Here is a 21,845-nt window from a genome sequence, read left to right as displayed (position 1 = left end):
TCACGGCGCTGATGATCACTGACGGAAGTAGGCTGAGGGCATGTGGCAGTCGGAGGTGCGCGTCGACCTGGACGCGATCCGGGAGAACGTGACCCGGCTCAAGGCCGGCACCAGCGCCGAGATGATGGCCGTGGTCAAGGGCGACGGCTACGGCCACGGCATGGTGCCTGCCGCCCGGGCGGCGCTCGACGCGGGGGCGGACCAGCTCGGCGTCTGCACGCTGGACGAGGCGTTGCGGCTGCGTGAGGCGGGCATCACCGCGCCGGTGCTGGCCTGGCTGCTCGACCCCGGCCTGCCGCTGCACGACGGGATCACCGTCGGCGTCGGCCTCGGCTGCGCCAGCCTCACCCAGCTCGACGAGATGATCGAGGCGAGTCGCCGGGCGGACCGCGCGGCCCGGCTGCATCTCAAGATCGACACCGGGCTGGCCCGGGGCGGCGCCACCGTCGCCGACTGGCCGGCGCTGCTGGAGGCCGCCGCGAAGGCCCAGGCCGACGGCCTGGTCGAGGTGGTCGGCGTGTGGAGCCACTTCGTGTACGCGGACTCGCCCGGCCACCCCACCACCGACCGCCAGCTCGCCGTCTTCCGCGAAGGGCTGGAGATGGTGACGCGCGCAGGGCTGCGTCCGCGCTACCGGCACCTGGCCAACTCGGCCGCCACGCTGACCCGGCCGGACACCCACTTCGACCTGGTCCGGCCCGGCATCGCCGTCTACGGCCTGTCGCCGGTCGCGGGCGAGCAGTTCGGCCTGCGTCCCGCCATGACCGCCCGTGCCCGGGTGATGCTCACCAAGCGCGTCGCGGCGGGCACCGGCGTCTCCTACGGGCACACCTACCTGACCGAGCAGGAGGCCAACCTCGCGGTGGTGCCGCTCGGTTACGCCGACGGCGTGCCCCGGCACGCCTCCAACACCGGCCCGGTGCACCTCGCCGGCAAGCGCCGGACCATCTCCGGGCGCGTCTGCATGGACCAGTTCGTGGTCGACTGCGGCGACGACGAGGTGGCCGCCGGCGACGTGGTGACGCTGTTCGGCAGTGGCGCGGACGGTGAGCCCACCGCCGACGACTGGGCCGAGGCGGTCGGCACCATCAACTACGAGATCGTGACCCGCTTCGGCGGCGTGCGCGTGCCCCGCGTCTACGACGGTGAGCGCGCATGAGTGTCCGGTTGCCGCGACCGCGTACCGCCGCCGGCAAGGTCGCCGGGCTGGTCGGCGCCGCCGTCGGTGTGGCCGCCGCCGGGCTCGCGGCGGGCGTGGTCAGCGAGCGGGTGCTGGTCCGCCGGCTCAAGAACGACCCCACCGACAGGTACGCCGACGAGGTCTTCGGCGAGCAGCGCTACGACGAGGCGTACCGGCTGGAGATGCCGGACGGCACCGACATCCACGTGGAGGTGGTCGAGCCGGCCCGCCCGGTGGCCGGGCACCCGACGGTGGTGCTCGTGCACGGGTTCTGCCTGGACATGGGCACGTTCCACTTCCAGCGCAAGCGGCTCGCCGAGCGCGGCGACTATCGGGTGGTCGCGTACGACCAGCCGGGGCACGGCCGTTCCGGCCGGCTGGAGAGCGGCGAGTACGACCTGACCGCGCTGGGCCACACGCTGCGCCGGGTGCTCGACGAGGTGGCCCCGGAAGGTCCGCTGGTGCTGGTCGGGCACTCGATGGGCGGCATGACGATCATGGCGCTGGCCGAGCTGTACCCGGAGATGTTCGGTGACCGGGTGGTCGGCACGGTGCTGATGGCGACCTCGGGCGGTCTGGCGGCGGAGACCAAGCTGGTGGCGCCCGCGCTGCTCGGCCGCGTCGGCTCGCCGGTGCTCTACATGATGAGCAACGCCACCCGGTACGGCGGCACGGTGATCGACCGGGCGCGCCGGTCGACCTCGAACGTGGCCTGGCTGCTCACCCGCAAGTACGGCTTCGGCACGTCGAAGCCGAGCCCGGCCCTGGTGTCGTACGTCGAGATGATGAACTCGCGCACCTCGGCCGACACGGTCACCCGCTACCTGCGCACGATCGCCACCCACTCCCGGTTCCCGGCGCTGGCGGCGCTGGCCGGCACACCGGTGCTGGTGATCGTGGGGGACAAGGACATGATCACGCCCGTGACGCACTCCGAGGAGATCGTCCGGCGGCTGCCGCACGCCGAGTTCGTGAAGATCAACGACAGCGGGCACGTGGTGATGCTGGAGCACGCCGACGAGGTGAACGCGGCGCTGGAGAGGTTCCTGGATTCGCTATGACAGTGGTCGTGGAGCTGAAGACGGTCGACGACACCCACGAGTTCGGGCGGCGGCTCGCCGATGTGCTGCGGGCCGGTGACCTGCTGCTGCTCAGCGGCCCGCTCGGGGCCGGCAAGACCGCGCTGACCCAGGGCATCGGCGCCGGCCTCGGCGTACGCGGGGACATCACCTCGCCCACCTTCGTCATCGCCCGGGTGCACCGGCCCGACCCGGCGCGGGGCGGCCGGGTGACGCTCGTGCACGCCGACGCGTACCGCCTGGGTGAGGCCGCCGACCCGCGCGCGGAGATCGACGACCTCGACCTGGACGCCTCGGTGGACGAGGCGGTCACCGTGGTGGAGTGGGGCGAGGGGATGGTCGAGCAGCTGGTCGACGCGCACCTGCGGGTACGCATCGACCGCCGCGACGACGACACCCGGGCGGTCACGCTGGAGCCGGTCGGTGGCGACTGGGCCGCCCGGCTGGCCACCCTCGGCTGAGCGTTGTCGTACCCGCTGCCTAGAGTCCCGGGGACGACTGCGAAAGGTTGCCGATGCCCGACGACGCCCCCGCCCTCGACCTGATGGCACTCCTGCCCGATCCGTGGCGGGAGGCGCTCGCCCCGCACCTGGACCCGGCCCGCACCGCGGCGCTGGCCGAGTTCGTCACCCGGGAGTACGCGACCGCCACGGTCTTCCCGCCGCTGGAGGATCTCTTCTCCGCCTACCGGCTGTGCGGGCCGGCCGACACCCGGGTGCTGATCCTCGGGCAGGACCCGTACCACAAGGCGGGTCAGGCGCACGGGCTGAGCTTCAGCGTGCGCGAGGGGGTTGCGGTGCCGCCGTCGCTGCGCAACGTCTTCAAGGAACTGGGCGAGGATCTGGGCGTGCCGAAGCCGCGTAGCGGCAACCTCGACGGCTGGGCCGCGCAGGGTGTCCTGCTGCTCAACTCGGTGTTGACGGTCCGGCAGGCCACCCCCGGCTCGCACGCCAACAAGGGCTGGGAGGAGTTCACCGACGCCACCATCCGGGCGCTCGACGCGCTCGACCAGCGCGTGGTCTTCCTGCTCTGGGGCGGCTACGCGCGCAAGAAGGCGGCGCTGGTGACCAACCCGCAGCACGTGGTGCTGGAGGCCGGGCACCCGAGCCCGATGAACCCGCGCGGCTTCCTCGGCAGCCGCCCGTTCAGCGCCGCGAACAAGGCGCTGGCCGACGCGGGGCTGCCCACCATCGACTGGGAACGCTCAGCCGGCTGACCCGTCCGGCGCCTCGCCCGTCGCCGCGGCGAGGCGCCGGCGGTACCGGGACAGCAGCTCGGCCGTGCGCCGGTCGGTCACCTCCACCTCGACCAGCGGCTCGACCGGGTACGTACGTTCGCCGAGGCGGACCTCGATGGGCTCGGGCAGTTCGTCGCACATCCGGGCCCGCAGCTCGCCGTAGCGGGTCAGCCAACGGTGCTCGCCCGGCTCCTCGGGCTCCGTGTGGATGCCGCCCCACTCCTGCCATCGGGCGTTCCAGCGCTGCGCGTAGATTCGATCGAGGAGCGCGCTGAACTGCGGCGAGTCCCGCCAGCGCACCGCGATCTCGACCGCGTCCACCGGCAGTGGCGCGCCCTGCAGCAGTGCCGCCGTGCCGCCCGACAGCACGTACGGCAGGTCGCCCAGGGCCTCCATGATCCGATCCAGCCGGAGGACTTCGATCCGCTCGGCAAGCACCGTCCCGGCCATCTCGTCCAGCGCGGCGTCCAGGTGGCTGTCCAACGGCTCGACCTCGATCCGCAGTTGCCGGCCGAGCGCGGCGAGCAGGCGTTCCGCGGTGGTCAAACTCGGCAGCCGGTCGCCGCGTTCGATCCGGGCGATGGCGGTCTGACTGAGCCCGGACCGGCCGGCCAGCGCCTGCTGGGTGAGCCCTGCTTGTTCGCGTTCCCGCCGCAGAGTGCGGGCGACCTCTCGACCGAGGCGACTCTCCGTCATCTCCGGAGAATGGCAGTCCTCCTCTGAGCCTTATGCCTCTGAGTCATATTCATGACCCAGAGGCATAAGGCTCTCACCTCTTCTCTTTGATCCGGGCGCTACGCATCGTGACCGGGCGAGCGGCGAGGGCGTGCCGGGGGCGTGCCGGGGGCGGACGGAGCGGACGGAGCGGACGGCTAGGCTGGCTTACCGTGCTCGTACTCCTGGTGGACTCCTCGACGCCCGCGGTGACCGCGGCCCTGGCCGAGGTCTCGGCGGACGGCGTCGCGGTCCGCGCGTCCCGGTGCACCGTCGACGCCCGCGCCCACGGCGAGCTGCTCGCGCCGCAGGTCGACGCCGTGCTGGCGGACGTCGGTGCACGGCCAGCCGACCTGGCCGCGATCGTCGCCGGCCTCGGCCCGGGCCCCTTCACCGGGCTGCGCGTCGGGCTGGTCACCGCCGCCACCATGGGTCAGGTGCTCGGCGTGCCCACGTACGGGGTCTGCTCGCTGGACGGGCTCGGCCACCCGGCGGCCGCCGGCGAGCCGGTGCTGGCGGCGAGCGACGCGCGGCGCCGGGAGATCTACTGGGCCGTCTACGACGGCGCCGGCCGGCGCCTGGCCGGCCCGGAGGTGGCGGCCCCCGCGGTGGTCGCGGAGCGGGCGCGCGACCTGGCGGTCACCGTCGCGGTCGGCGACGGCGCGCACCGGTACGCGGACGTGCTGGGGCTGCCGGTCCGCGACGAGCCGCGCTACCCGGACCCGCTGGCGCTGGCCCGGCTCGCCGCGCCGCGGATCCGCGCGGGCGCGCCCGGCGAGACGCTGACCCCGCTCTACCTGCGCCGGCCGGACGCGGTCGCGGCCACCGGCCACAAGCCGGTCCTGCCATGAGGCTGGGCCGGTTCCGCTGGTGGCACATCGACGAGGTGCTGCCCATCGAGGCGGACCTCTTCGGCGCCGAGCAGTGGTCGGCGGCCATGTTCTGGAACGAACTCGCCAACGGGCACTTCTACCTCGTCGCCAACGACGACGACGGCGCCGTCCTCGGCTACGCCGGGCTGGCCGTGTCCCCGCCCGACGAGGCGTGGGTGCAGAACGTCGCGGTCCGCCGGGACGCCCAGCGCCGGGGGATCGGCCGGCTGCTGCTGGAGGCGCTGCTCGCCGAGGCGGCCCGGCGCGGCACCCGCAGCACGCTGTTGGAGGTCGCCGCGGACAACGCGCCCGCGCAACGGCTCTACGCCACCTACGGCTTCGAGCCGATCGGCGTGCGGCGCGGCTACTACCAACCGAGCAACACCGACGCGCTGGTCATGCAGCGCAACGAGGACTGACGCGCATGGCTGACGAACCCCTGATCCTCGGCATCGAGACCTCCTGCGACGAGACCGGCGTGGGCATCGTGCGCGGGCACACACTGCTCGCCGACGCGCTCGCCTCCAGCGTCGAGGAGCACGCCCGGTTCGGCGGCGTGGTGCCCGAGGTGGCCAGCCGCGCCCACCTGGAGGCCATCGTGCCGACCATGGACCGGGCGCTGCGCGAAGCGGGCGTCACCATCGCCGACATCGACGCCATCGCCGTTACCTCCGGGCCGGGCCTGGCCGGCGCGCTGCTCGTCGGGGTCGCCGCCGCCAAGGGGTACGCCGTCGCGGCGGAGAAGCCGGTGTACGGCGTGAACCACCTCGCCGCGCACGTCGCGGTGGACACGCTCGAACACGGCCCGCTGCCCGAGCCCGCGATCGCGCTGCTGGTCTCCGGCGGGCACTCCTCGCTGCTGCGCGTCGACGACCTGGCCCGCGACGTGGTCCCACTCGGCGCCACCATCGACGACGCGGCCGGCGAGGCGTTCGACAAGGTGGCCCGGCTGCTCGGGCTGCCGTTCCCCGGCGGGCCGTACATCGACCGCGAGGCGCGCGCCGGTGACCCGGCGTCGATCGCCTTCCCACGCGGGCTGACCGCCGCGAAGGATCTGGTCGGCCACCGGTACGACTTCTCCTTCTCCGGCCTGAAGACGGCTGTGGCCCGCTGGGTGGAGGCGCGGCAGCGGGCCGGTGAGCCGGTGCCGGTCGCCGACGTGGCCGCGTCCTTCCAGGAGGCGGTCTGCGACGTGCTGGTCGGCAAGGCGATCGACGCCTGCCGCACCAGCGGCATCGACACGCTTGTCATCGGCGGCGGTGTGGCGGCCAACTCCCGGCTGCGGGCGATGGCCGAGCAGCGGGCCGGCAGGCACGGCATCCGGGTGCGTACGCCCCGGCCGAAGCTCTGCACGGACAACGGCGCGATGGTGGCCGCGCTCGGCTCCCATCTGGTGGCCGCGGGCGTCGCGCCGAGCCGGCTGGACCTGCCGGCCGACTCGGCGATGCCGCTGACAGTGGTCAGCGTGTGAGCGGGGAGGAGACCGACATGATCGTCCGGATGTGGGAGGCCAAGGCCGAGCCGTACGGCTTCGCCGACCTGATCACCTGGGTCTGCGAGACCGCGCTGCCCGAGTTCGAGCACGACCCGATGCACGTCTCCAGCGAGGTGTTCTCCTCCACCGACCACCGGCTCGTGGTCATCACCAAGTGGCGCAACAACCCCCGGGAACTGCCCGAGCCGCCGGCCCGGCTGATCGCCCGCCTGCCGCACAGCTGGGACTTCACCCAGGTCGACCGCTGACGCGAGGGTCGTCACGACGGCCGGAATTGATTGGCGCCCGGATCACCCCGGCACCTAGCGTCGGTGAGTCATGCGCTTCTCACCGGCCGGCGATCCCGGCACCCCCGACGCGCGGTCGGCCACCCGATACCTCGTGTGGCTCGCCGGGCGGCACCCCGTCATCTTCGGCGCCGGTCTCGCGCTCGGCGTGATCTGGATGCTGGCCCAGGCGCTGGTGCCGGCTGTGCTCGGCCGCGCCGTGGAAGCCGGCCTGGCCCAACGCGACCCGGACGCGCTGGTGCGCTGGAGTCTGGCCCTGCTCGGGCTGGGTCTGGTGCAGGCCGTCGCCGGGATCCTGCGCCACCGCTGCGCGGTGCACAACTGGCTCGGCGCCGCGTACCGCACCGTGCAGGTCACAGTGGACGCCACCAACCGGCTCGGCGCCGCGCTGCCCCGGCGGGTCGCGGCGGGCGAGGTGGTGAGCATCGGCACCGCCGACATCGAGCACATCGGCAGCGCCGTCGACATCACCGCCCGGGGCGCCGGCTCGGTGGTCGGCATCGTCACCGTCGCGGTGATCCTGCTCAACGCCTCCCAGCCGCTCGGCCTCGTGGTGGTGCTCGGGGTGCCGCTGCTGATGGCGCTCGTGGCGTTGCTGATCCGCCCGCTGCACCGGCAGCAGGCCGCGTACCGGGACTCGACCGGCCGGCTCACCGCCCGGGCCGCGGACATCGTCTCCGGCCTGCGCGTGCTGCGCGGTGTCGGCGGCGAGCCGGTACTGTCCGAGCGCTACCGGCAACGGTCGCAGGCGTTGCGCGCGGACGGGCTGCGGGTGGCCCGGGTCGAGTCGCTCCTGCAGGCCGCGCAGATCCTGCTGCCCGGCGTCTTCGTGGTGCTGGTGACCTGGCTGGGTGCCCGGTTCGCGCTGCGCGGCGAGATCAGCGCCGGCGAGTTGGTCTCGTTCTACGGCTACACCGCGTTCCTGGTCAGCCCGCTGCGCAACCTCACCGAGGCGGCCGACAAGCTGACCCGGGGACACGTCGCGGCCCGCCGGGTCGTCCGGTTGCTGCGGCTCGCGCCGGAGTTCACCGACCCGGCCACGCCGGTGCCGGTGCCGGCCGGGCCGGGCGAGCTGGCCGACGTACGGTCCGGACTGGTGCTGCGACCGGGCCGGCTCACCGCGCTGGCCGCCGCCACCCCGCAGGACGCCACCGAGATCGCCGACCGGCTCGGCCGGTACGCCGACGGGGACGTCACGCTGCACGGCGTACCGCTGCGGGACGTGGCGCTGGCGACGGTGCGGGAGCGGATCCTGGTGGCCGACAACGACGCGCAGCTGTTCAGCGGCGTGCTGCGCACGGAGCTTGACCCGCACGACCGGGCCGAGCCCGGCGCGGTGGCGGCGGCGCTGGCCGCGGCGAGTGCCACCGACATCGTCGAGGCGCTGCCCGGCGGCCTGGACGGCGAGGTCGCCGAACGCGGCCGGGAGTTCTCCGGCGGGCAGCGGCAGCGGCTGCGGCTGGCCCGCGCGCTCGTCGCCGACCCGGAGACGTTGATCCTGGTCGAGCCGACCAGCGCGGTGGACGCGCACACCGAGGCGCGCATCGCCGAACGACTCGGCCCGGCCCGCCACGGCCGCACCACGCTCGTCTGCACCACCAGCCCGCTGGTGCTCGGTCACGCCGACCACGTGGTCTTCGTCGAGGACGGCAAGGTCGTCGCCGAGGGCCGGCACGAGGAACTGCTCGCCGCCGAGCCGCGCTACGCCGCCACGGTGAGCCGGGAGGAGGAGCGATGAGCAACGCGCTGCCCGTCGCCGACATCGCCCAGGTCCGCCGGTACGTGCGCGAGCTGATCCGCCGTCACCCGCGTGGCCTGGCCGCCGCGCTCGGCCTGCACGCGCTCGCCGCCGGGGCCGGGCTCGTCGCCCCGCGCCTGCTCGGTGACCTGGTGCAGGGGATCTCCCAGGGCATCGCCGCGACGACCGTGGACCGGGTCGTCGCGGCCATCGCCGCGTTCGTGGTGGTGCAGGCGGTGCTGGTCCGCTTCGCGCACCTGGCCTCGGCCCGGCTCGGTGAGCGGGTGCTCGCCGAGCTGCGGGAGGAGTTCGTCGACCGGGTGCTCGCGCTGCCGCTGGCCACAGTCGAGCGGGCCGGCACCGGCGACCTGCTCACCCGCACCTCGCGGGACGTCGCCGCGCTGTCCCGTACGGTCCGGTTCGCCGGGCCGGAGACGCTCATCGCGGCGCTGACCGTGCTGCTGATCCTCGGCGCGCTGCTGCTGACCGGTCCGCTGCTGGCGCTGCCCAGCCTGCTGGCGGTGCCGGTGCTGTGGGCCGGCACCCGCTGGTACCTGCGCCGCGCGCCGCAGGGCTACCTGCGGGAGAACGCCGCCTACTCGGACATCACCGACGGGATCAGCGAGACGGTCGAGGGGGCGCGGACCACCGAGGCGCTGCGGCAGGCGGCCCGCCGCCGGGCGCGCGGCGACGCGGACATCAGCCGGTCGTACGCGGCCGAGCGCTACACGCTCTACCTGCGTACCGTGTTCTGGCCGGTGGCCGAGTTCGGCTACCTGGTGCCGATGGTGGCGACCCTGCTCATCGGCGGCTGGTTCCACCTGAAGGGCTGGGCCAGCCTCGGCCAGGTCACCGCCGCCACGCTCTACGCCCAGCAGCTCACCGACCCGATCGAGCGGCTGCTCGGCTGGCTGGACGAGTTCCAGGTCGGCGGCGCCTCGCTGGCCCGGCTGCTCGGGGTGGCCGCCGAACCGGACGAGCGCTCCCCGGCACCCGCCGCGCCGGCCCGGACGGGCGGCGAGGGTCGGCTCGCCGCGCACGACGTCCGGTACGCGTACCGCCCGGGTCACGACGTGCTGCACGGCGTGACGCTGGAACCCCGGCCGGGGGAGCGGCTCGCGATGGTCGGCCCGTCCGGGGCGGGCAAGTCGACGCTGGGCCGGCTGCTGGCCGGCGTGCACGCGCCGCGCGCCGGCACGGTGACGGTGGACGGCCGTCCACTCGCCGGAATGCCCCTGGCCGAGCTGCGTACCCACGTCGCGCTCGTCAGTCAGGAGCACCACGTGTTCATCGGCACGCTCGCCGACAACGTGGCGATGGTCCGGCCGGACGCCGACCCGGCGCGGGTACGCGCGGCGCTGGCCGCCGTCGACGCGCTGGACTGGGCGCTGGCCCTGCCGGACGGGCTCGACACGCCGGTCGGCGCGGGCGGCCACCCGCTCACCCCCGCGCAGGCGCAGCAACTCGCGCTGGCCCGGCTGGTGCTCGCCGACCCGCACACGCTGGTGCTGGACGAGGCCACCTCGCTGATCGACCCGCGGGCGGCCCGGGCCCTGGAGCGGTCGCTGGCGGCGGTGCTGCACGGCCGTACCGTCATCGCCATCGCGCACCGGCTCTTCTCCGCGCACGACGCGGACCGCGTGGCGGTGGTCGCCGACGGGCGGATCACCGAGCTGGGATCACACGACGAGCTGGTCGCGGCCGGTGGCTCGTACGCTGCGCTGTGGCGTTCCTGGCACGGCTGAGAACGCGCGACGGGCCCCGGCGCGTCCGCCGGGGCCCGATCGACGGAGGGCTCACGCGCGGCGGGTCAGCCGCCAGGTCGCGTACCCGCCGGTGCCGAGCGCGATCAGGAACACCGCCCACACCACACCGGTGCCCACCTGGAGTCCACCGCCGCTGCCCACGTTGGCCTGGGCGGCGGCGACGAGCGAGTCGCTCTGCGCGGGCGGCAGCGCAGCCGGCGGCAACTGCTGCCAGCGCACCAGCCCGGTGCTCTCCAGCATCGTCATGTGGTCGTTGACGAACGTGTTGGCGTCCTCGGCCAGCTTGCGGACGATCGGGTCGCGGGTGCTGGCCCGGACCGCGCCGATCACCGGGAAGATCTTGCCGTGGGCGACCCGCAGCCGGGTGACGAAGATCTGGTCGAACCGGGCACCGGTGGCGTTCTGCATCTCGGTCAGCCACCCCTTCTGCTCGGCCGTCGGATCCGTCGGCAGGGTGGCGCCGAGCTTGTTGGCCGCCTCGACCACCAGCTGGTCCAGCTCCGCGTGCTGCTTGGCGATCTCCGCGCCGACCTCGCGTACCCGGGCGGACTGGCCCTTCTCGGCCGCCATCTGCCCGGCCGGCATCTCCCACAGCCCGGCCAGCCGTACACCGTTGAGCAGCGTCATGTCGGCGGCGTTCATCTGCACGCCGGGGTTGGGTGCGGCCTGCGCCGTCCCGGGAACGACGCCGATCCCCGCGCCCAGCGCGGCGAGCAGCAGTACCACCCGGTGCGCCAGCTTGCGGCGTGCGGATTCCAGCGATGCCATGGTTGCGGTGCCTCCTCGGTCCGGACCGGTACGCGGGGTCGTGGACGGCCGCGCAAGCCGGCCGCCCGTCCGCACACTGGTACGGATCGGCGGGCCGATCAGTTCAGCGGGTCGGCGAGGAGTCGTTCGAACGCCAGCTCCGCGGCGCCGATCAGCGCCGCGTCGTCACCGAGCTTCGGGGTACGCAGCCGCACGTGCTCCAGGCACGCGGGCAGCCCGTTCGAGTTGAGCCGGCTGCGTACCTGCGCGGCGGCGGCCAGGTAGAGGTCACGCATGGTGCCACCGAAGATGACCATCTCCGGGTTGAAGATGTTCACCAGGTTCGCGACGCCGAAGCCGAGCCAGTCGCCGGCCTGCCGTACCGCGGTCTGGGCGCGGGCGTCACCGCGGTCGGCGGCGTCGAAGACGGCGAGCAGCGCGTCCCGGCCGCGCGCCTCGGACCGGCCGGCGGCGCGCAGCAGCCCGTGCTCGCCGATCTCGGTCTCCCAGCAGCCGCGCCGGCCGCAGTCGCAGCGCACCCCGTCGCGGACCACCACCATGTGGCCGACCTCGCCGCCGTAGCCGCCGTGCCCTCTCAGCCGCCGGCCCCCGGCGATGATGCCCGCGCCCACGCCGACGTCGCCGTAGAGGTAGATGACGTTGTCGCAGCCGACCGCCGCGCCCCGGGCGTGCTCGGCGTACGCGGCGACGTCGGCCACGTTGCCCACCGTGATCGGTACGTCTATCCCCAGCTCGACGGCGAGCGCGGCACCGATCGGCTCGTCCACCCAGCCGGTGGTCGGGCTGAGCCGGACCAGCCCGTCCTCCCGGCGGACCATGCCGCAGACCGCCAGCCCGGCGCCCACGCAGATCGCGTCCGTCGGCACCGACTGGTGCATCTCCTTGACCGCGCCGGCGAGCAGCGGGGCGGCCTCCCCGGCGACCAGGTTGCGCGGCCGGTCCATCTCCCGGCGGTCGAGCACCTCACCGCCGAGCCCGACCCGCGCTGCCCGCAGCCGGTCCACCTCGACGCTGTACGCGTACGCGTAGACCCGCTCCGACTCGGGCCGGACGACGAGTGACGGTCGTCCGGCCCGGCCGGTCTCCTTCGGCGTCCCCTCGCTGACCAGACCGGCGCCGGCCAGGTCCGCGGTCAGCGCGCCGATGGTGCTGCGGTTGAGGCCGAGCGCTGTGGTCAGCTCGGCCCGGGTGGTGGCGCCGTGGACGTGTACATAGCGGAGCAATGCGCCCAGGTTCTGCCGACGGATCTCGTCCTGACTGGGGCCCGCGCGCATTGCCAGTGCCATGGTGTTCCCGTACCCCGGGTCAGCGCGTGCCGGTGGCGGCGGCCCGCCGACGCGACAGCGCGTCGATGGTCGCCGCGGCGAGCAGCACCACGCCGGTGACCACGAACTTGACGCCCGAGCTGTATCCCATGAGTCCCATACCGTTGTCGATGACCGCCACCACCGCGCCACCGAGCACGGCGTCGAGGACCCGGCCCTTGCCGCCGAAGAGGCTGGTGCCGCCGATCACCGCCGCGCCGACGGCGTAGAGCAGTACGTTACTGCCACCGGTGTTGGGGTCGACCGAGTTGGCCCGGCTGGCGGCCACGATGCCGCCGATCGCGGCCATCGAGGAGCAGATGATGAACACCGAGATGCGGATCCGGTCGACGTTGATGCCGGCCCGGCGGGCGGCCTCGGCGTTGCCGCCGACCGCGTAGATGTGCCGCCCGTAGCTGGTGCGCTGGAGCACGAACGTCCAGACGACGAGCAGGATCGCGATGATCGGCACCACGATCGGCACGCCCTTGAGCGAGACGACGAGCACGTTGCGGCTGCGCTCCAGGTTGAGCACGTAGACCGCCACGCCGAGGATCACGGCCAGGCCGGCGATCCGGCCGGCGACCACCGCGATCGGGTCGGTGAGCAGGCCGCGGGCGGCCCGGTTGCGGTGCCGCAGCAACTGCACGGCCGCGTACCCGGCGACGGCGACGGCAGCGAGCGACCAGCCCAGCACGGGCGAGAGGTTGCGGTTGGCGATCGCCACGAGCACGTCGTCCCGGACCGCGATGTTGGCGCCCTCGTCCATGAGCGTCAGCACGACGCCCTGGAAGGCCAGGAACCCGGCGAGCGTGACCACGAAGGAGGGGATGCCGACCTTGGCGACCAGCAGGCCCAGCACGGTGCCGATCACCACGCCGGTGACGACGGCGGAGAGCACCGCCACGTACCAGGGATAGCCGAGTACCGTCACGACGTTGGCCAGGATCGCGGCGCAGACGCCGCTGGCGAATCCGGCGGAGAGGTCGATCTCGCCGAGCAGCAGGACGAAGACCAGGCCCATGGCGATGAGCGTGACCGCCGCGCCCTGGGTGAACAGGTTCGCCAGGTTGCCGGCGGTGAAGAACGACGGGCGGGCGATCGAGAAGCCCACCGCCAGCGCCACGAGCATGACCACGGCGGGGAGCGCACCGATGTCGCCGCCGCGTACCCGGCGCCAGTAGTTGTTGACGTGGCTGCCCAGGGTCGGTGCCGAGGTGACGCCGGCCGGGCCTTCCTTCTTCACGACGGTGGCGGTCATCGGACGGCTCCTGGAGTGGTGTCGGCGGGCGCGGCGCCGTTGCCGCCCGGCTCGCCGGTGAGGCCGAGGCTGCCGGAGCGGCCGGCGGTGATCAGCTCGACCACCTGCGAGTGGGTGATGTCTGTGGTCTTCACCTGGGCGACCATCTGGCCGAGGTAGAGCGCGGCGATCCGGTCGGAGACGGCGAAGACGTCGTTCATGTTGTGCGAGATGAGCACCACGGCCAAGCCGTTGTCGGCCAGCCGGCGCACCAGCTCCAGCACCTGGGCGGTCTGCGCGACGCCGAGCGCGGCGGTCGGCTCGTCCAGGATGACCAGCCGGCTGTTCCAGAGCACGGCCTTGGCGATGGCGACTGTCTGCCGCTGGCCGCCGGAGAGGCTGGAGACGTGCTGGCGCAGCGACTTCACGGTGCGCACACTCAGGCCGGCGAGCGTCTCGGCGGCCATCTGCTCCATGGTCGGCTCGTCGAGCACGATGCCGCTGCGCTTCTCCCGGCCGAGGAACATGTTCTGCACGATGTCGAGGTTGTCGCAGAGCGCGAGATCCTGGTAGACGACCTCGATGCCGAGCGCGGCGGCGTCGCGGGGGCTGTTGATGCTGACCGGCCGGCCGTCGAAGACGAACTCGCCGGCGTCGGTGGGGTGGATGCCGCTGATGCACTTGACGAGGGTCGACTTGCCGGCGCCGTTGTCACCGACGAGCGCGGTCACCTCGCCGGCGTGCGCGGCGAAGGCGACGTCACGCAGCACCTGGACGGGACCGAAGCTCTTGTCGATCCCGCGTAGCTCCAGCAGGGGGGTTGCGGACACGGGGTTCTCCTTTGGGCGGAGGGAGGTCTCGGATCCCGTCCGGCGCGGGCGCCGCCCGGCACGGGTTCTCCCGTGCCGGGCGGCGCCGCCTGAGGCGGGTGGGTCAGCTCACGCCGGCGTCGGTGCAGAGCTTCGCGAAGGCACCGGTGCAGAGCTCTTCCTTGGTGACGTAGCCGTCGGCCACCACGTCCTTGACGTTGTCCTTGTAGATGGCCTTGGGCTCCAGCAGCACCGACGGCACGTCCCGGCCGCCCTCCGGGTCCTTGACCGTCTGGCCGGTGTCCTTCCGCTCACCCTTGGCGAGCGCGATGGCCAGCTCGGCGGCGGCGTCCGCCTCCTTCTTGACCGCCTTGTAGACCGTCATGCACTGGTCACCGGCGAGGATGTTCTGCAGGCCCTCCTTGGTGGCGTCCTGACCGGTCACCGGAACCTTGCCGTTGAGCTTGTTCTTCTTCAGCACCGAGATGGCCGCGTTGCCGAGACCGTCGTTGGCGGCGAGCACGCCGTCGATCTTGCCGCCGGCCTTGGTCAGCTGCTGCTCGAAGATCGTGGCGGCCTGCGCGTTGTCCCAGGCCGGCACCGAGTCGTCGGCGACCTTGGTGTACTCCTTCGAGTCGAACTTCGGCTTGAGCACCGAGTCGTACCCGTTCTTGAACAGGGTGGCGTTGTTGTCGGTCGGCGAGCCGTTGAGGTACGCGATCGACGGGTTCTTGACGCCCTTGTCGGTCAGGCACTTGCTCAGGCCTTCGCCCTGGAGCTTGCCGACGGCCTCGTTGTCGAAGCTGACGTAGTACTGGGCGGAGCCGCCCAGGGTCAGCCGGTCGTAGTCGATGGTCGCCACGCCCTGCGACTTGGCCTTGTCGAGCACGGCCTTGCCGGTGCCGGAGTCCAGGTTGACGATCATCAGGACGTTGACGCCGTTGGTGATCATCTGGTCGGCGATGGTCTGGAACGCGGTCTTGTCGTTCTGCGCGTTCTGGATGTCGGACTCGACGCCGGCCGCGTCGAACGCCGCCTTCAGGTACTTGCGGTCCGCGCCCTCCCAGCGGGCGGAGGACTTGCTGTCCGGCAGGATCACGCCGATCTTCGGCTTCTTGGCGTTGGAGCCGCCGGCCTCGTCGGAAGAACCGCCGTTGTCACCGCAGGCGGCCATGCTGCCGGTCGCGAGGAGACCGACGGCCGCGAAGGTGAGGAAGCCCTTGCGCATGTGCAGGGTCCTTTCGGAGGTGGGGGAGTGGTGATGTTTTGTTGTGCCCGGCAACGTATTCCCCGCTTCCCATGCACCGCAAGACTGCCGAGGTCAGAAGTTTGTTGGCGGCGGTAACAATTCAGCAACGCGGTTGTCACCCGCGGGACACCGCCGGGAGAGCGCGCCCCGGGAACGCTCCCACACGTACCGTCACGAGCCCGCTCAGGCGGCGGCGATCGATGCCGTCGTCGCCCCGGTGAGCGCCACCAGATCGGTCGGCGCGAGCTGCACCTGCAATCCTCGGCGGCCCGCCGAGACGTACACGGTCGGGTGCGCCAGCGCGGAGGCGTCGATGACCGTCGGTAGCCGCTTGCGCTGCCCCAGCGGGCTGATGCCGCCGCGGACGTATCCGGTCGCGCGTTCGGCCGTCGTGCGCTCCGCCATCGTCGCCCGCTTGCCGCCGGCCGCGGCGGCGAGCGCCTTCAGGTCCAGCTCGCCGGTCACCGGCACCACCGCCACCGTCAGCCCGCCGTCGACCTCGGTGACGAGCGACTTGAACACGCGCTCCGGCGCCACCCCGAGCGCGGTCGCCACGAGCGCGCCGTAGTTCGGCGCGTCCGGCGAGACGTCGTAGGTGTGGGTGCTGTGGGCGATCTTCCGCTTGCTCAGCAACGCGATCGCCGGAGTGCCAGGGCCCGCCACCGGATCAAGCTAGCCCGGTCGTCGGCCCACCGCGAGCCGAAACCGCGCGCCGCGGGTCAGCCGCCCGCCGGAACCGGCCGGCAGACGAGCACCGTGGGGTCGCCCGCGACCCGGGTAAGCACCAGGTCGGCCGCCGCCTCGCCGGAGAGCCGCAGGTCACGGCGCAGCTTCTCCGGCTCCAGCGCCGACCCGCGCTTGCGGATCTCGACCCGGCCGACCCGCCGCTCCCGCAGCAGCGCGCGCAGCCGCTTCAGCGAGAACGGCAGCACGTCGGTGATCTCCAGGCAGCGGGCGAACGGGGTGGGCCGGGCCTCGTCTGCGTACAGGTAGGCGATCGACGGGTCGGCGAGCGTGGCGTCTAGGTCGGTGGCCAGCTCGGCGACCAGGTGGGCGCGTACCACCGCCGGGTCCGGGTCGTAGAGGAACCGCCGCACCGCCCCCACCGGTGCCTCGACCACCCCGGTCCCGGTGAGCTGATAGGAGGGGACCCTTTTACTACCGGAGGCGTTAAGAAGGGGCCCTTCCTTCTCGCGCAGCACTGTGGCGCGGCGGGGGACCTCGGCCAGCTCGCCGCACCAGAGCGCGGCCTCGACCAGGTCGCCGTCCACGCTCACCCACTCCGCCTCGGCGCCGGCCGGGATCAGCGCGTGGTCCAGCCCGGGCGCCACCTTCACCACTGTGCGCGGCACCCGCGCGGCCAGGCCGGTGACGAAGTCCCACGGCGGCGAGTAGGCGTTCGGGTCGAACACGCGCCGCCCGGTGCCGGCCCGCCGCCGCGCCGGATCGCAGAACACCGCGTCGACAGGGCTCACGTCGAACGCCGTGGCGTCACCGCACTCGACTGTCACCAGGTCGGCGAGCCCGGCCGCCCCGGCGTTCGCGGCGGCCATCGCGGCGGTGAGCGGGTCGGCCTCCACCGCGTACACCCGGATGCCGGCGCGGCCCGCGGCGAGCGCGTCGGCGCCCAGCCCGCACCCGAGGTCGGCCAGCGTGGTCACGTCCCCGGCGCGCAGCCGTGCGGCGCGCCGGTCCGCGACCGCGCGCCGGGTGGCCTGCTCCAGCCCGGCCCGGGTGAGGAACATCCCGGCCGCGACCGGGCCGAACTTGCCGGCCGCCCGGCGGCGCAGCTCCGCCTGGGTCAGCGCCGCGGCCGCGAGCCCGCCGGGGATGCCGGCCGAGCGCAGCGCGGCCGCCGCCGCCAGCGGGTCGCCGCCGGCCACCCGCTCGGCCGCGGCGAGCGCCGCCGAGCCCTCGGGGGTACGCAGCGCGGCGAGCTGGTCGAGATCCACGCGCTCATTCTCCCGGTCCGGTTCCGGCGCGACACGGAGGGCGACGCGTTGGCACTCTCCTTGACGGAGTGCTAGCCGAGGAATAACCTGCGATTAGCACTCTCACCCTGAGGGTGCCAACGCCCGAGCCTCGTGCCCGGGGGTTGAGCGCCAGGCGGACCGGCACCCGCGACGACGGCCCCGCCCGGTGGCATGTGGCAGATTGACGCTGGTCGGCGTGCCGGCCGGCAACGACACCAAGTACCCGGGAGGGTATGCCCGTGACTACCGCGACCAAGGTTGCGATCAAGCCGCTCGAGGACCGCATCGTGGTCCAGGCGAACGAGGCCGAGACCACCACCGCCTCGGGCATCGTGATCCCCGACACCGCCAAGGAGAAGCCGCAGGAGGGCACCGTCCTCGCTGTCGGCCCGGGCCGGATCGACGACAAGGGCAACCGCGTGCCGATCGACGTGAAGGTCGGCGACACCGTCCTCTACTCGAAGTACGGCGGCACCGAGGTCAAGTACGCCGGCGAGGAGTACCTGGTGCTCTCCGCCCGCGACGTCCTCGCGGTCATCGAGAAGTAAGCAACCGATCAGTGTCGTTGCCCCGGTCCGGCTCGCCGGGCCGGGGCAACGTCGCTTCGAAGGGATACTGATGGCGAAGATCCTCAGCTTCTCGGACGACGCCCGGCACCTGCTGGAGCACGGTGTCAACGCCCTCGCGGACGCGGTGAAGGTCACCCTCGGCCCGCGCGGGCGCAACGTCGTCCTGGACAAGAAGTTCGGTGCGCCCACGATCACCAACGACGGCGTGACCATCGCCAAGGAGATCGAGCTCACCAACCCGTACGAGAACCTCGGCGCGCAGCTGGTCAAGGAGGTGGCGACGAAGACCAACGACGTCGCCGGCGACGGGACCACCACCGCCACCGTGCTGGCCCAGGCCATGGTCCGTGAGGGCCTGCGCAACGTGGCCGCCGGCACCAACCCGACCGGCCTGAAGCGGGGCATCGACGCGGCGGCCGCCAAGGTCTCCGAGGCGCTGCTCGGCAAGGCCGTCGAGGTCTCCAGCAAGGAGTCGATCGCGCACGTCGCGACCGTCTCCGCGCAGGACGCCGCGATCGGCGAGCTGATCGCCGAGGCGATGGAGAAGGTCGGCCGCGACGGCGTCATCACCGTCGAGGAGGGCTCCGCGCTCACCACCGAGCTGGAGGTGACCGAGGGTCTCCAGTTCGACAAGGGCTTCATCTCCCCGAACTTCGTCACCGACCTGGAGGCGCAGGAGGCGGTCCTGGAGGACCCGTACATCCTGATCACCACCCAGAAGATCTCGGCGATCGAGGAGCTGCTGCCGCTGCTGGAGAAGGTCCTCCAGAACAACAAGCCGCTGCTCATCGTCGCCGAGGACGTCGAGGGCCAGGCCCTGTCGACGCTCGTGGTGAACGCGCTGCGCAAGACCGTCAAGGTCTGCGCGGTCAAGGCCCCCGGCTTCGGCGACCGCCGCAAGGCGATGCTCCAGGACATGGCGATCCTCACCGGCGCCGAGCTGGTCGCCCCGGAGCTGGGCTACAAGCTCGACCAGGTCGGCCTGGAGGTGCTGGGCACCGCCCGCCGCGTCGTGGTCGACAAGGAGAACACCACTGTCGTCGACGGTGGCGGGCAGGCCGCCGAGGTCGCCGACCGGGTCGCGCAGATCCGCAAGGAGATCGAGGCCTCCGACTCCGAGTGGGACCGGGAGAAGCTGGCCGAGCGGCTGGCGAAGCTCTCCGGCGGCATCGCCGTGATCAAGGTCGGCGCGGCCACCGAGGTCGAGATGAAGGAGCGCAAGCACCGCATCGAGGACGCCATCGCCGCGACCAAGGCCGCGGTCGAGGAGGGTACGGTCCCGGGTGGCGGTGCCGCCCTGGCCCAGATCCTGCCGGCGCTCGACGACGACCTGGGCTTCACCGGTGACGAGAAGGTCGGCGTCTCGATCGTGCGCAAGTCGCTCGTCGAGCCGCTGCGCTGGATCGCCCAGAACGCCGGCCACGACGGCTACGTGGTGGTGCAGAAGGTCGTCGGCCAGGACTGGGGCCACGGCCTCGACGCCGCCACCGGCGAGTACGTCGACCTGGCCAAGTCCGGCATCATCGACCCGGTGAAGGTGACCCGCAACGCGGTCAGCAACGCCGCCTCGATCGCCGGCCTGCTGCTCACCACCGAGAGCCTCGTGGTGGAGAAGCCGGCCGAGCCGGAGCCGGCCGCCGGTGGGCACGGCCACTCGCACGGCCACGGCCACCAGCACGGCCCGGGTTTCTGACACGAGCAGTACGGCCCGACGTCAGGGCACACCGCCGACCCGGTGGTGTGCCCTGACGCGTATGTCCTTACGGAACGCTGACGGAATTGGCAGCCGGACCGGCGGGTCGATCAGACTGGGTGCCGTGAGCACCCTCTCCCGCCGCCGCGCGGCGCCGGCCGGTGTCGTCGCCGCAGTGGTGGCACTCGGCACCGCCGAACCCGTGGCGGTCCTGACCGGTCCCCGGTCCGCGCCGCTCGTCGCCGTCGGCGGACTCGTCGTCGACCTGGTGCCCGAGCCGCTCAAGCAGTTCGCCATCGACGTCTTCGGCACGTACGACAAGATCGCCCTGCTGGCCGGGACGGCGCTGCTGCTGGCCGCCTTCGGGGCGCTGCTCGGCCTGGCGGCGGCCCGGCGGCTGGTGATCGGCCTGGCCGGCGTCGCCGCGTTCACGGTGCTCGGCGTCGCCGCCGCGCTGACCCGGGCCGGCGCGGACGCGTTCGACGCGCTGCCCTCGCTGGTCGGCGGCGGACTGGGCGCGCTGACGCTCTGGGCGTTCGTGGCCGGCCCGCTGGGGCCCGGCCGGGGCGTGGCCACGCAGCCGGCACCGCCCCCGGCGGTCGCCGCGCTCGCGGGGGAGGAGAAGACCCCGGGTGGCTGGGAGCCGGTCCGGCACGACGACGACGCGGAGTCGCGGCGGCGGTTCCTGCGCGGCGCCGGGCTGCTCACCGGCGCTGCTGCGGTGGCCGGGCTGGGCGGGCACTGGCTGGCCGGCCGGCGTGGCGTGTCGGCGGCCCGGGAGGCGGTGACGCTGCCCGCCCCGGTGGCGCCCGCCCCGCAGGTGCCGGCCGGGGCGGACCTGTCGCTGCCCCGGCTCGCGCCGTACGTCACGCCGAACCGGGAGTTCTACCGGATCGACACCGCGCTGGTGGTGCCGCAGGTGGACCCGGCCACCTGGCGGCTGCGGATCCACGGGCGGGTACGCAACCCGATCGAGCTGAGCTTCGACGACCTGCTGGCCCGCCCGATGGTCGAGCGGTACGTGACGCTGGCCTGCGTCTCCAACGAGGTGGGCGGCGACCTGATCGGCAACGCGCGCTGGCTCGGCGTACCGATCAAGGAACTGCTCGACGAGGCCGGCCCGGACGAGGGCGCGGACCAGGTGGTGGGGCGCGCGGTCGACGGCTGGACCTGCGGCACGCCCACCTCGGTGCTGCGCGACGGGCGGGACGCGCTGCTCGCGGTCGGCATGAACGGCGAGCCGCTGCCGATCCAGCACGGCTTCCCGGTGCGGATGGTGGTGCCGGGGCTCTACGGGTACGTGTCGGCCTGCAAGTGGCTCACCGAGCTGGAGCTGACCAGCTTCGCCGACTTCGACGCGTACTGGGTGCCGCGCGGCTGGTCCGCGCAGGGCCCGATCAAGACGCAGTCCCGGATCGACACGCCCCGGCCCCGCAGCCGCCCGTCCGCCGGCCCGGTGACGGTGGCCGGTGTGGCGTGGGCGCAGCACCGCGGCATCAGCCGCGTGGAGGTCCGCGTGGACGGCGGACCCTGGCAGGAGGCGACACTGGCACCTGCCGTGTCGGCGGACACCTGGGTGCAGTGGTCGTGGCGGTGGGACGCGACGCCGGGCGAGCACACGCTCCAGGTACGGGCGACGGACACGACCGGTGAGACCCAGACGGAACAGCGCGCTCCGGTCGCCCCGGACGGCGCAACGGGTTGGCACACCGTCCGGGTCACCGTCGCCTGACCACCGCCGCCCCAGACAGGAAGCCCACCACCAGGGCTTGATCAACACCAGTTCCCCGACGTGGTGGCATCAAAGGCTCAGTGATATGGCCACCTCGCCGAGTTGGTGTTGATCACGCGGAGGGCCGGGCCGGGGCGGGA

Annotated in this window: 21 protein-coding genes; 13 read left to right on the top strand and 8 right to left on the bottom strand. The window is 73.1% G+C overall.

The window, feature by feature from the left end:
* The first annotated feature begins 40 nt into the window (after window positions 1–40).
* The 4 genes from alr to ung are packed head-to-tail and all read left to right on the top strand — an operon-like array spanning window position 41 to window position 3,475.
* Window positions 41–1,159: an alanine racemase gene (gene alr, locus NMK34_RS26750; protein ID WP_318335688.1), complete on the top strand. Its 1,119-nt coding sequence runs from the start codon at window positions 41–43 to the stop codon at window positions 1,157–1,159.
* Window positions 1,156–2,241 carry an alpha/beta hydrolase gene (locus tag NMK34_RS26745; RefSeq protein ID WP_318335687.1) on the top strand — a complete coding sequence of 362 codons (1,086 nt, stop codon included), beginning with the start codon at window positions 1,156–1,158 and terminating at the stop codon, window positions 2,239–2,241. Before alr ends, NMK34_RS26745 begins: the two co-directional genes overlap by 4 nt.
* A complete protein-coding gene (tsaE, locus tag NMK34_RS26740) occupies window positions 2,238–2,720 on the top strand; it encodes a tRNA (adenosine(37)-N6)-threonylcarbamoyltransferase complex ATPase subunit type 1 TsaE (protein WP_318335686.1) in 483 nt (160 codons plus the stop codon). Before NMK34_RS26745 ends, tsaE begins: the two co-directional genes overlap by 4 nt.
* Window positions 2,721–2,773: 53 nt before the next feature.
* Window positions 2,774–3,475, top strand: a complete 702-nt coding sequence (gene ung, locus NMK34_RS26735; protein WP_318335685.1) for a uracil-DNA glycosylase — start codon at window positions 2,774–2,776, stop codon at window positions 3,473–3,475.
* Here ung and NMK34_RS26730 read toward each other — a convergent pair.
* The gene (locus NMK34_RS26730; RefSeq protein WP_318335684.1) at window positions 3,464–4,192 is read right to left on the bottom strand and encodes a helix-turn-helix domain-containing protein; all 729 of its coding nucleotides are present in this window, start codon (window positions 4,190–4,192) and stop codon (window positions 3,464–3,466) included. The genes ung and NMK34_RS26730 overlap by 12 nt on opposite strands.
* A 191-nt stretch (window positions 4,193–4,383) precedes the next feature.
* On the opposite strand from NMK34_RS26730, the gene tsaB reads away from it, so the two are divergent.
* The 6 genes from tsaB (at window position 4,384) to NMK34_RS26700 (ending at window position 10,347) form a co-directional block, all read left to right on the top strand.
* On the top strand, window positions 4,384–5,061 hold the full coding sequence (tsaB, locus tag NMK34_RS26725; protein ID WP_318335683.1) for a tRNA (adenosine(37)-N6)-threonylcarbamoyltransferase complex dimerization subunit type 1 TsaB: 678 nt from the start codon (window positions 4,384–4,386) through the stop codon (window positions 5,059–5,061).
* Complete coding sequence (gene rimI, locus NMK34_RS26720) at window positions 5,058–5,501, top strand: ribosomal protein S18-alanine N-acetyltransferase (RefSeq protein WP_318335682.1); 444 nt, start codon at window positions 5,058–5,060, stop codon at window positions 5,499–5,501. The genes tsaB and rimI overlap by 4 nt, the downstream gene beginning before the upstream one ends.
* A 5-nt stretch (window positions 5,502–5,506) precedes the next feature.
* Window positions 5,507–6,553: a tRNA (adenosine(37)-N6)-threonylcarbamoyltransferase complex transferase subunit TsaD gene (gene tsaD, locus NMK34_RS26715; protein WP_135242032.1), complete on the top strand. Its 1,047-nt coding sequence runs from the start codon at window positions 5,507–5,509 to the stop codon at window positions 6,551–6,553.
* Between the two features lie 17 nt (window positions 6,554–6,570).
* On the top strand, window positions 6,571–6,825 hold the full coding sequence (locus NMK34_RS26710; protein ID WP_318335681.1) for a hypothetical protein: 255 nt from the start codon (window positions 6,571–6,573) through the stop codon (window positions 6,823–6,825).
* 70 nt (window positions 6,826–6,895) lie between these two features.
* Entirely contained in the window at window positions 6,896–8,602 is a 1,707-nt protein-coding gene (locus tag NMK34_RS26705; protein WP_318335680.1) for an ABC transporter ATP-binding protein, read from the top strand.
* Window positions 8,599–10,347: an ABC transporter ATP-binding protein gene (locus NMK34_RS26700; RefSeq protein ID WP_318335679.1), complete on the top strand. Its 1,749-nt coding sequence runs from the start codon at window positions 8,599–8,601 to the stop codon at window positions 10,345–10,347. The genes NMK34_RS26705 and NMK34_RS26700 overlap by 4 nt, the downstream gene beginning before the upstream one ends.
* A 51-nt stretch (window positions 10,348–10,398) precedes the next feature.
* On the opposite strand, the gene NMK34_RS26695 is transcribed toward NMK34_RS26700, so the two are convergent.
* From NMK34_RS26695 to NMK34_RS26665, 7 genes are all read right to left on the bottom strand, one after another.
* A complete protein-coding gene (locus tag NMK34_RS26695; protein ID WP_318335678.1) occupies window positions 10,399–11,136 on the bottom strand; it encodes a DUF4142 domain-containing protein in 738 nt (245 codons plus the stop codon).
* 98 nt (window positions 11,137–11,234) lie between these two features.
* Window positions 11,235–12,410 carry an ROK family protein gene (locus NMK34_RS26690; protein ID WP_318336434.1) on the bottom strand — a complete coding sequence of 392 codons (1,176 nt, stop codon included), beginning with the start codon at window positions 12,408–12,410 and terminating at the stop codon, window positions 11,235–11,237.
* A gap of 31 nt (window positions 12,411–12,441) precedes the next feature.
* Complete coding sequence (locus NMK34_RS26685) at window positions 12,442–13,701, bottom strand: ABC transporter permease subunit (RefSeq protein ID WP_318335677.1); 1,260 nt, start codon at window positions 13,699–13,701, stop codon at window positions 12,442–12,444.
* Window positions 13,698–14,510, bottom strand: coding sequence for an ATP-binding cassette domain-containing protein (locus tag NMK34_RS26680; protein ID WP_018784623.1), 813 nt, complete (start codon window positions 14,508–14,510; stop codon window positions 13,698–13,700). Before NMK34_RS26680 ends, NMK34_RS26685 begins: the two co-directional genes overlap by 4 nt.
* Window positions 14,511–14,613: 103 nt before the next feature.
* Entirely contained in the window at window positions 14,614–15,717 is a 1,104-nt protein-coding gene (locus tag NMK34_RS26675; RefSeq protein ID WP_013473650.1) for a sugar ABC transporter substrate-binding protein, read from the bottom strand.
* A 204-nt stretch (window positions 15,718–15,921) separates the two neighbouring features.
* Window positions 15,922–16,401, bottom strand: a complete 480-nt coding sequence (gene ybaK / locus NMK34_RS26670) for a Cys-tRNA(Pro) deacylase (protein WP_318335676.1) — start codon at window positions 16,399–16,401, stop codon at window positions 15,922–15,924.
* A 56-nt stretch (window positions 16,402–16,457) separates the two neighbouring features.
* Window positions 16,458–17,690: a class I SAM-dependent methyltransferase gene (locus tag NMK34_RS26665; RefSeq protein WP_318335675.1), complete on the bottom strand. Its 1,233-nt coding sequence runs from the start codon at window positions 17,688–17,690 to the stop codon at window positions 16,458–16,460.
* 254 nt (window positions 17,691–17,944) lie between these two features.
* On the opposite strand from NMK34_RS26665, the gene groES reads away from it, so the two are divergent.
* The 3 genes from groES to NMK34_RS26650 all read left to right on the top strand — a co-directional run bounded on the left by groES (window position 17,945) and on the right by NMK34_RS26650 (window position 21,705).
* Entirely contained in the window at window positions 17,945–18,259 is a 315-nt protein-coding gene (gene groES / locus NMK34_RS26660; RefSeq protein ID WP_018222648.1) for a co-chaperone GroES, read from the top strand.
* Between the two features lie 70 nt (window positions 18,260–18,329).
* Window positions 18,330–19,973, top strand: coding sequence for a chaperonin GroEL (gene groL / locus NMK34_RS26655; protein ID WP_318335674.1), 1,644 nt, complete (start codon window positions 18,330–18,332; stop codon window positions 19,971–19,973).
* Window positions 19,974–20,034: 61 nt separating this feature from the next.
* Window positions 20,035–21,705 carry a sulfite oxidase gene (locus NMK34_RS26650; protein WP_412098924.1) on the top strand — a complete coding sequence of 557 codons (1,671 nt, stop codon included), beginning with the start codon at window positions 20,035–20,037 and terminating at the stop codon, window positions 21,703–21,705.
* The last annotated feature ends 140 nt before the right edge of the window (window positions 21,706–21,845 follow it).

Source organism: Micromonospora sp. BRA006-A (genome assembly GCF_033433935.1).
Lineage (GTDB): Bacteria > Actinomycetota > Actinomycetes > Mycobacteriales > Micromonosporaceae > Micromonospora > Micromonospora aurantiaca.
Note: the sequence above shows the minus strand (reverse complement) of the source record. Positions and strands in the feature narration are given on the sequence as shown.